Genomic DNA, 9,669 nt, shown 5'->3' on the forward strand with positions numbered 1-9,669 from the left:
CGGTGGCCGAAGCCCGCCGCCCGGATCGCCTCACTCACCGACAGGTACGCGTCGGGCAGGTCGACGTACTTGCCCTCGAACCCCGAACCCGCGGATTAAGAGTCCGCTGCTCTGCCAGTTGAGCTAGCGGCGCTCGCTGGCAACGGGACGAGACGCTAGCACGCGGACGTCACCCGAACAGGCAGGGGTTCGCCTCACCGCAGCGTCAGCGTGACCTGCCCGGTTGCTAATCCGGACGGGTCCACCACCACCGTGTACGCGCCGGAGGCCGGCAGTGTCGTCGGCTCGATGTCACCAGCCCTGATGATCCTGGCCGGGCCGCAGGGCCAGGCCGAGGTCGCCGTCGGCGGGCGCCGCGACGGCGTTCACGGCACCGGCTGCCACGGCGGTCAGCAGTACGGGAAGAGTGACCGCGAGTCGCACCGTCCACCTCATGGTGCGGACTGTAGGGGCGCGACGGCCGTTCTTCGCACGCTCTGTCGGGGACCGGTCCCGGCCGTGACCTTGAGGTACCGGTGGTCGTCGCCGGTGTCGGCACGGTGGCCGTGTTCAGCAGTCGGTCAGGTCCGGTGCCCAGGCGGGTACGCTCGTCACTGCTGCATGCTGCGCCGACGGTGCCGTTCGGCCGGCTCGGCCACGAACCCGCGGTGGCTCCGAGCAACCTCGCGCCGATCCAGGGGAATATCAACCAGGTGAGCACCCATTCGATGTTGTTGTTCGTGCTCGCCGCTGTCGCGGTCATCGTCGTCGTGCGGTGGGTGGCGGCCCGCACCGGGCTGCCGGCCGCGGCGCTTCTGCCGCTCATCGGCATCGTGTACGCGCTGCTCCCCGGCCCCAACGTCGGCCTTGACCCCGACCTTGTGCTCATGATCGTGCTGCCGCCGTTGCTCTACAGCGCCGCACTGGACTCCTCGCTTTTGGACATCCGCCGGAACCTCCGCATCGTGGTCAGCTTGTCCGTGCTGCTGGTGCTCCTCACCGGGGTACTGGTCGGCATCGGGTTCCACCTGTTCGTCGCCGGGGCGACGCTCGCTGCCGGGATCGCGGTCGGCGCCGCCATCGCGCCACCCGACCCGGTGGCCGCCCTGGCGGTGGGCCGCCGGGTGAACCTGCCACCGAAGATGGTCACGATCATTCAGGGCGAGGGGCTGCTCAACGACGCCACAGCGCTGACGATGCTCAGCGTCGCGGTGGCCGCCGCGGTGGGTGGTGAGTTCTCGTTCCCGTCCGCCGTTGCCCAGTTTGTCCTGGCGGCGGTCGGCGGGGTCGCCGTGGGAGCGGCAGTGGCCTGGCTGGTACGTCTGGCCCGACCGTTCACGGCGGACCCACTGTTGTCGAATGCCATCTCGCTCGCGACACCGTTCGTGGCCTACCTGTTGGGCGAGGAACTGCACGTCTCCGGGGTGCTCGCCGTGGTGGTCGCCGGGCTGATCGTCGGTCACAAGACACCGCAGCTCACCTCGGGGGCCGCCCGGCTGCAGACCAGCGCGGTGTGGCGGCTGGTCGACTTCCTCCTCGAAGGCTTCGTCTTCCTGCTCATCGGCCAGCAGCTTCCCGAGGTCGTGAAGGGTCTGCGTCAGTACGACACGTCGACAATCGTCATCGCTGTCGCCATATCGGTCGGCGTGGTGCTCCTGCTGCGCCCCGCGTGGCTGGTGATGACCCAGTCCCTCCCCCGGTCGTTGCACACCCGTCTGGGCGGCATTTCCGAGCAGGACGACCCCGACGAACCCGGGAGCGCGCGGCAGATCGAGCGCGCTGACCGCAACGCCCGCCGACTCACCTCCCGTGAGGTGGTGGCGCTGAGCTGGTCCGGCACCCGTGGTGTGATCAGCCTGGCCGCGATCTTCACCCTGCCGCTGACCACCAACAGCGGCGCACCCTTTCCCGACCGTGACCTCCTGCTGTTCTGCACCTTCGTGGTCGTCCTGGTGACACTCGTCGGGCAGGGCCTGACGTTCGCGCCGCTCGTGCGGATGCTGGGCCTGCGCGCCAACGAAGCAGACCAGGCCCGGGTACGCAACGAGGCCCGCTCGGCTGCGGTCGAGGCTGCCCTGGCCCGCCTCGACGAGGTCGCCGCCGCGGAGTCGGACAGTGCGGTGGCCGTCAACACCACCCGTACGCAGCTGCTGGCCCGACTGGCGCGCTACCGCGGGCGGTTGGACCTTCTGGAGCAGAGCGGCTCATCGGAACTGCCCACCTCACCGGCGTACGAGAGGGCGCTTCGGGTTCGCCGGACGGCCATCGACGCGCAGCGCGAGGAGCTGGTGCGCTGGCGCGACTCCGGCCGGCTGCCGGACGAGGAACTCCGCGTCCTGGAACGTGAACTCGATCACGAGGAGCTGCTACTCCCGAGGCGGACCTCCAGCTGACCTGCCGGGTGACGGCGCCGTGGCCTCAGCCCGGTGCCGTCACCCGCCGCCTCACAGTTGGCGCAGGATCACCGGATCCTTGATCTTCTTGTCGGCGGCCAGCAGCAACGCCTTGCTGATGATTTCGCCGAGCCGGCTGTCGCCCTCGAAGGGCAGGTACATCTCCGGCTCCTTCGCCTTCGCCGAGTCGGGAATGATGCACAGGTACCGGTCGTCCGGGGCGATCAGGATGTTGCCCGAGCCGCAGTGGATGCGGTACGTGTGCAGGTCACCCCGCACTTCGAGGAACCGGTCGGTGAACGTGCACCGGTTGGCAATCGCCAGCCGGGGAATCAGCTCGGCCAGCACCTCCCGGCGGGTCTGGGCCGTCGGGGTGAGGTCGCCGAAGCTGTTCTGCGACCAGTAGTCGCGGTACCGGCCCTGGGGACCGCCGTCGTACCAGTTCGGGTCGTTGCCCACCCCGGCCGCGGCAACGAACAGGTCGACGTCACGCATCACCTCGCTCAGTACGACCGCCGGAACCTCCTCCAGCGGCACCGGCGTGCGTTCCCCCCGGAGGAACACCAGTTGGTCGGTCCCCATCGTGTCGAACATCAGGTCGTCGCCCTGATCCTCGATCCCGGCGATGTGCAGCACGGCGCGCATCTCCCAGTCCGGCAGGGCAAGCCAGGGGTCCTGGTAGCTGGCGCCGTCGTTGCGGTGTCGAACGTGCGACCAGCCTCGCCGGGACAGCAGCGCGATGAGGCGGTGCTGGCGCACGATGTGCGCGGCGAACCGGTTGGAGTACGTGCCGGTGGCCCGCTCCGCGTCGGTTAGCAGGTACTGCTCGCGGTGCGCCTGTTTGAACGGCTGGGTGATCGTGTGCCGGGCCAGGAAGTCCCGCCAGGCCGGGACCGCCGCCGGATCGTCGACCGGGTGCCACAGCCGTACCGTGGCGTCGCCGGCGGGCTCGAACACCGTGCCGTCCACGGTCCGCAGGGCGTCGCCGCCCCAGCAGCAGGCGACGCCGTCGACGGTCCAGATCAGCCGTCGGGCCAGGGTCCGGGCCAGCGGGTGGTCCAGGAACCGCTCCCGCCACTGCTCGACGGTCCACGCGCGGTCGCGCCGCAGCAGCCCCTCCAGGCGGTCGCGGGTCCCGATCAGCGTCGCGCCGATGTCCGCGACTGTCGCCTTCAGCTCCTTCAACTCCTCGCCGTGGTCCTTGCGCACCTGAGCCGGCGGAGCCTTGACCACCTTGCCGTCGGAGTTGCGCCACACCACTGTGGCATCGATGCCGCGCACCTCGACCTCGTACGAGCTGTCACCCAGCTTGTCCGCGAGCGGCAGCCCGAAGCCGGGCAGCGCCATCTCCTCGACGTCCTCGCGGCCGATGCCGCGTGCCTCGGCGTGCTTGGTCAGGCCCTTCTCGACGATGCGGAGCGTGCTCTTGTAGGTCAACCGCGAGGCCAGCCGAGCCAGTTGCGCGAGGGCGGCGGGGTGATCGGTGTCGACGAGCACCGCAACGGCGAGGTTCGCCAGCTTCGGGCTCGCCGGGCCGTGCCCGGGAATCTTGCGGGCGGCCCGTTCCGCGATGTGGGCGAGGCTGCGCAGGGTCTCCTCCGAGGGCGGAAGCATCGCCCGCATCCAGATCAGCCCCCACAGCAGCCCCACGTTGTAGCGGTCGATCGTCCTTGGTGAGGCATCCGCCAGGTGGCCTGGGCAACACGTCGTCATGCGCAGCGGCAGGGTGCGCGCCTGACCCACCAGCGGGAGCCAGTCGTCGAGACGCGCGGTGAACTCGTCGCCGCCGACCGCGTCGAGCAGGGACCGGCCGGTCTTGCGCCAGGCGGTCGTCGGCTTGGCCTTGTCCGCGCCGAGCGGGCAGTGGACCAACAGCGCGTGCCAGGCGGCCCGACACTCCTCCGGCATCGCCTCGATGTCGGCGACGGCGCGGTCGGCCCACCGCTCGCCGACGTTGGGGATCGGCCACATCCGATCGCCTTCGTCGCTCAGGTGGTACGAGCCGCGCTCGATCCGCGTCCGACGCCAGGTCGCCAGTGCCGCCGGGTGGGTACGTCCGGCCCGCGCCCGGGCCTGGATGGACTCCCAGGTGAGGTCGTTGAGCCCCCAGCTCCACCTGTTGAATCCCAGCCACGCTTGACCGCTCAGCCGGTCGAGCCATCCGGCACTGTCCAGCCCGCCGCCCGAGAGCACAATCTTGATCAGCTTGAGCCGCCCGTCGCTGTCCTCCCCGGGCACCGTCAACGCGTCGAACACCGCCTGCCGCACCCGCACCGGCCGCCCGGCCAGGAACTTCTCGGCCCGGGCCCACGTTTCCCGGCGGGCACCGTCCCACGGTTCGCCGATGTAGGGCCGTTGCGGCCGGTACTTGATCAGCGTCAGCGCCGCGGCGACCCACCGATCCGGATCCGCGCCGGCATCATCAAGGTCTGCCAGTGCGGCGCCGAGCACCTGGACATGTTCGGTGGTCTCCGGCAGCAGCTCCCGCTGGGCGGGTGCGAGATCGTACGGGCCGTCCGGGTCGTTGAGCGCGGCGAGCAGCACCGGGCCCCTGCCGGCTGGCGCCAACGCGCACAGCGCCGCCACCTGCCTGGCGTACTCCCGACGGTCGTACCGCGAGTCAGACCCGACGGCTTGCTCGCACCACCCGGTGCCGGTGGCGATCAGCTCGCGTAGCGCCAGCTCCGGATCGGAGTCGCTCATCAGCCACCCACCAGCGGGACGAGCTTGAGGAACGTGATCCGGGACCCCGCGTGCAGGTGAACCTTGTCGTCCAGGGCCGTCACCTGCCGGTCGTCGACCAGCACCACGAAGCCGTTGCGGCCGAACGCCTCGAGCGTCGCCCGGGTCCGCTCCTCCGGATCGACGTGCCCGCCGGACTCCGCCACCTCCAGAAAGACCCGCCGCCGAATCAACTCGCCGAGGCGTACCTCTTCCTCGAAGACGTCCATGGTCCACTCAGGACCACTCGGCGCTCCGGTCACTTCATCGGTGATGGTGATCATCGGCATGGCGCCGAGGCTAACTGAACACTCCGACAGCGTTTCGCTCTCGTTCCACCGCCGTTCAGCCGGCGAACGGGGCGCGATTGATCCGTCGCAGGCCGGGTAGCTGAACAGCATGCGACTACCAACCCTGGCTAGGACCGCGGCAGCGGTCACCGTGACAGCCGCCGCCGGGGCGACGGTCACCGACGCGTCCTCACGCTGGTACCAACGGCTACGCAAGCCGACCTGGCAACCCCCGCCCGTGGCGTTCCCGCTGGTATGGACGCCGCTGTACGCCCTGATCGCGGTGGCCGGCGCCCGCGTGCTGGACCGCACCAGCGAAACCGACCGCGCCGCGTTCACCCGTGCCTACGGGCTCAACCTGGCCCTCAACTTCGGTTGGAGCGCGCTGTTCTTCAAGGCCCACAGACCCACCATCGCGCTGGCCGAAATCGCCGCGCTCAACGCCTCCAACCTCGTGCTGCTCCGCCGAGCCTCACAGGCCGACGGCGTCGCGGCCGTCGCACTGGCCCCGTACGTCGCGTGGACGCTCTTCGCGACCGCCCTCAACGGCACCATCGTCCACCTCAACAGCAACAGGTGAGCCTGTTGGTGTCCGTCAGCTGAAGGCTGGCTGGCACCGCACTGAGGGGGCTTCGGCCTGGACGTCGTCACTCGCGGTGGACGATGAGGAAGTCAGTTTGTGTGACCTGGACGGGTGCCAACCGATCTCCACGGTGTACGAAGATGTCCCGTGAAGGCGAGGTTGTGAGCGTGACCGAGCACGCGTACCCGAACAGCACCGACATGTCGGCGGCGGTGGACGCGGCACGCCGCGGCGACCAGGCGGCGATGGACGCGTTGGTCTCGCATTACCTGCCACTGGTGTACAACATCGTGGGCCGGGCACTGAATCGGTCGGCGGATGTCGACGACGTGGTGCAGAACACGATGTTGAGCGTCGTGCGCGGACTGGCGGGCGTACGCGATCCGCGGCTTTTCCGGTCGTGGCTGGTGGCCGTCACCATGAACGAGATCCGCGCCTACCGGCAGTACCAGCACGTCACACCGGCGCCGCCGGAGGACATCGACAATCTGGTCGTCCCGGGCTCCGACTTCGAGGACCTGACGCTGACCAAGCTTCGCCTGTCCAATGAGCGCCGGGAGGTGGTCCTGGCCACCCGCTGGCTGGACGATGACCACCGCCACCTGCTGTCCCTGTGGTGGATGGCCGAGGCCGGTCACCTTTCCCGCGCCGACCTGGTCGATGCCCTACAACTGGACCCGCACCACGTGACCGTCCGGGTGGCCCGGATGAAGGCACAGTTGGACACCGCTCGGCTGGTGGTGCGAGCCCTCTCCGCCCGGCCCGGCTGCGCAGGCCTGATCGACACGGCGTCCGATTGGGACGGCCAGCCCGCGCAGGTGTGGCGCAAGCGACTGGCGCGGCACATTCGCACCTGCGCGCGGTGCCCGAACGCCGCGTCGGATCTGGTTCCGGCCGAACGGCTGCTGGCCGGCCTGGCACTCACACCGCTCCCGGCCGGCCTCGCGTCGGACGTCACGCGCAAGGCGTACACCGTCTCCGGCACGTCGCAGGGAGTCGCGCCCGCCGGCGCCCCCGTGAAGACCGCCGGGGCGTTGCGGGACGTCGCGCCGACCGGCGCATCCGCGAAGACCGGCGGGGTGTCGCATCAGGCCGGCGTCACGGCACTGTCTCTGCCCAAGACCCTGGTCGGCGCCTTCGCGGCCGTCGCCCTGATCGGAGGCGGCGGGATCCTCATCGCCAGTTACGCGGACAGGCCGACGCAACGGCCGGCGAGCGCGACCGGCGCCCAGCCCCCAACCGCGATCATCGAACCCGGCTACGACACCACCGAACCCGCGTTCGCGTCGCCCTCCCCGACGGCGCTCAAGGCGTCGCCGTCCACCTCGCGGGCGACCTCCACGCCCACCAGGTCAGCGAAGCCGGTCAGGTCGCCGGCGCCGACCACGTCACCGACCAGGTCGGCACCCAAGTCTGCCAATGCGGCATCCGGTGTCTCCGCCGCCGAACAACGTCTGCTGGTGCTGCTCAACGAGCGACGCCGCGCGCTCGGGCTGCCGGAGGTAGCGCTGCGCGCCACGGAGCAACGCGCCGGGGAAGCCTGCGTGAAGCAGAACCTTGATGCGGGCGCGTTTGAGCACTGCGGCCATGAGGTCCTCTTCGCGTCCTCGGGCACCGCCACACCCGAGCAGATGATCGAGGCCTGGTTCAACAGTCCCGGCCACAAGACGGCACTGACCTACTCCAGCTCGCGCTTCGCCGGCCCTGCCATCGTCTCCAACGGCACCCGCCAGATCGCGGCCATCAATATCGACTACTGAGGCTTGTGCACGTAGGAGTGGGTGCAGCGCCGATGGCGCGAGCGGCCCGGCGCCGATGGCGCCGGGCCGCTCTCGTCGGCCGGCGCGCGAGCCGCGAGCCGCGAGCCGTCACCAGGGCACCACACCGGCGTCCTCGAAAAATCCGCCGGTGGGGCCCCCGTCGGGCAGTGTGGCCAGGCGGATGGCGGTCGCTGCGCCCTCCTGGGGAGTACGCACGCCACGGAAGCCGTTGAGGTCGGTGGCGACGAAGCCCGGGCAGGCGCAGTTGATGAGGATGTTCGTGTCCGCCAGTTCCCGAACGTACTGAAGGGTCACCGCGTTCAGGAACGACTTGGAGGGCGCGTAGGCCACAGCGACCGGACCTGTGGAGGTCTCACCACCGGGGCCGGACTGCCGGGCCAGAGAACCGACGCTGCTGGACATGTTCACGATGCGCGGCGAGGCCGACCGGCCGAGCAACGGCAGCATGGCGTTCGTCACCCGGATGACGCCGATGACGTTGGTCTCCACCACCGTACGGATGACGGCCGGATCGACGCTGCTCGGCTGCTGCGGCCCGCCGCCGGTGATTCCGGCGTTGTTGACCAGGGCATCGAGGCGTCCGGCGCGTTCGGCGATCAGATCGGCTGCGGCGGCGACACTGCTGTCGTCGGTGACATCCAACGGGACACCGAAGGCGTCGACGCCGGCGTCCCGCAGCCGTGCCACCGCAGCGTCCCGCCGGGTCTGCTCGCGAGCCCCGACACCCACGCTCCAACCCAGCGCGCCAAGGCCTGCCGCGATCTCGTACCCGATGCCTTTGTTGGCCCCGGTAACCAGGGCGATCTTCGTGTCACTCATGTCTTCGACTGTGAGTCACGGCCCGTAAGCCGTCCAAGACCACCTGAGCCATGGGCGATACCCTCACGGTATCGTCGCGCCTCCGTTCCCGGCTAGGCTCGACACGTGGAGACACGAGAGCTGCGGTACTTCGTCGCCGTGGCCGAGGAGCTGCACTTCGGCCGAGCGGCGCAACGCCTGGGCATAGCCCAGCCGCCACTGTCACGGGCGATCAGTCAGCTCGAACGCCGTCTGGGTGCCGCCTTGCTGAAGCGTGACAGCCGCTCGGTGACCCTGACCGAGGCCGGTGCGGTCCTGCTGCACGAAGGACGAGCAGCTCTGGACGCTGTGGAAGCTGCCGAACATCGCACCCGCCGCGCAGCCCTCGCCGTCACCGGTCGCGCCAGCGTCGTCCTGGCGACCAAGGCTGGAGCGACCAGCGAGTTGCTCGCGAAGCTGCTACACGCCTACGCCACCGAACCGGGATCGGTCGACGTCGACGTGGTGCTGTGTGGCCCCGGCGAACAGGAACGGCTGTTGCGGACCGGCCGTGCCGATGTCGCGATCCTTCACCACCCGTTCGACGACCTGACAGGGTTCGACACCGAGGAGCTGCTCACCGAGGGCCAGGTCGCCATCCTCCCGGCCGGCCATCCCCTCACCACTCGCAGGAGTTTGCAGCTGAGCGAGGTGACCGAGCTACCCGACCTGCCTCTACCGCGCTGGCCCGGGAATGACGGCACCTATCCCGACGGCCCAGGTCCTGAGGCACAGAGCCACTCCCAACTTTTCCAGCTGATCGCCCTTGGCCGGACCTTGCTGGTCGTGCCTGACTCCGCCCGATCCCAGTTGAACGATGATCTCGTCGCCGTGCCGATCGTGGACGCGCCGGAAGTCACCACGGTCATCGCCTGGCCCCCGCACAGCCGTTCCCGAGCCGTCGCTGATCTGGTACGAGCCGCACTCCGCCTCTAGCCACTGGCACCGCACCTCGTCGCACCGGCGTACGCGAAAAAGGCCCTGACCCGCAAAGATCTGCCAGGTCAGGACCTTCATCGTTGGTGCGCCGCCAGGGACTCGAACCCCGAACCCGCGGATTAGGAGATTGATCGTCCAGGATGGCT

The 9,669-nt window shown here is 69.7% G+C and carries 8 protein-coding genes; 4 read left to right on the forward strand and 4 right to left on the reverse strand.

The window, feature by feature from the left end; all coding sequences use genetic code 11:
* Nucleotides 1-291: 291 nt before the first annotated feature.
* Nucleotides 292-435, reverse strand: a complete 144-nt coding sequence (locus ABZ749_RS20455; RefSeq protein WP_357229951.1) for a hypothetical protein — start codon at nt 433-435, stop codon at nt 292-294.
* 272 nt (nt 436-707) lie between these two features.
* Between ABZ749_RS20455 and ABZ749_RS20460 the strand changes: the two genes are divergently transcribed.
* The gene (locus ABZ749_RS20460; RefSeq protein ID WP_357229964.1) at nt 708-2,372 is read left to right on the forward strand and encodes a Na+/H+ antiporter; all 1,665 of its coding nucleotides are present in this window, start codon (nt 708-710) and stop codon (nt 2,370-2,372) included.
* Between the two features lie 51 nt (nt 2,373-2,423).
* Here the strand turns inward: ABZ749_RS20460 and ABZ749_RS20465 are convergent, their stop codons facing one another.
* Together ABZ749_RS20465 and ABZ749_RS20470 are read right to left on the reverse strand one after the other, a co-directional pair.
* Nucleotides 2,424-5,075, reverse strand: coding sequence for a DUF4132 domain-containing protein (locus ABZ749_RS20465; RefSeq protein ID WP_357229953.1), 2,652 nt, complete (start codon nt 5,073-5,075; stop codon nt 2,424-2,426).
* Nucleotides 5,075-5,383, reverse strand: coding sequence for a hypothetical protein (locus ABZ749_RS20470; protein ID WP_357229955.1), 309 nt, complete (start codon nt 5,381-5,383; stop codon nt 5,075-5,077). Before ABZ749_RS20470 ends, ABZ749_RS20465 begins: the two co-directional genes overlap by 1 nt.
* A 109-nt stretch (nt 5,384-5,492) precedes the next feature.
* Here ABZ749_RS20470 and ABZ749_RS20475 point away from each other — a divergent pair, with 109 nt between their 5' ends.
* Together ABZ749_RS20475 and ABZ749_RS20480 are read left to right on the forward strand one after the other, a co-directional pair.
* A complete protein-coding gene (locus ABZ749_RS20475) occupies nt 5,493-5,963 on the forward strand; it encodes a TspO/MBR family protein (protein ID WP_357229957.1) in 471 nt (156 codons plus the stop codon).
* A gap of 170 nt (nt 5,964-6,133) precedes the next feature.
* The gene (locus tag ABZ749_RS20480) at nt 6,134-7,726 is read left to right on the forward strand and encodes a sigma-70 family RNA polymerase sigma factor (RefSeq protein WP_357229959.1); all 1,593 of its coding nucleotides are present in this window, start codon (nt 6,134-6,136) and stop codon (nt 7,724-7,726) included.
* A 108-nt stretch (nt 7,727-7,834) separates the two neighbouring features.
* On the opposite strand, the gene ABZ749_RS20485 is transcribed toward ABZ749_RS20480, so the two are convergent.
* On the reverse strand, nt 7,835-8,566 hold the full coding sequence (locus ABZ749_RS20485; RefSeq protein ID WP_355005403.1) for an SDR family oxidoreductase: 732 nt from the start codon (nt 8,564-8,566) through the stop codon (nt 7,835-7,837).
* 105 nt (nt 8,567-8,671) lie between these two features.
* Here ABZ749_RS20485 and ABZ749_RS20490 point away from each other — a divergent pair, with 105 nt between their 5' ends.
* Nucleotides 8,672-9,520: a LysR family transcriptional regulator gene (locus ABZ749_RS20490; protein WP_357229962.1), complete on the forward strand. Its 849-nt coding sequence runs from the start codon at nt 8,672-8,674 to the stop codon at nt 9,518-9,520.
* Nucleotides 9,521-9,669 lie beyond the last annotated feature (149 nt).

This window comes from Micromonospora sp. NPDC047753, from assembly GCF_040642735.1.
Classification (GTDB): Bacteria; Actinomycetota; Actinomycetes; order Mycobacteriales; family Micromonosporaceae; genus Micromonospora.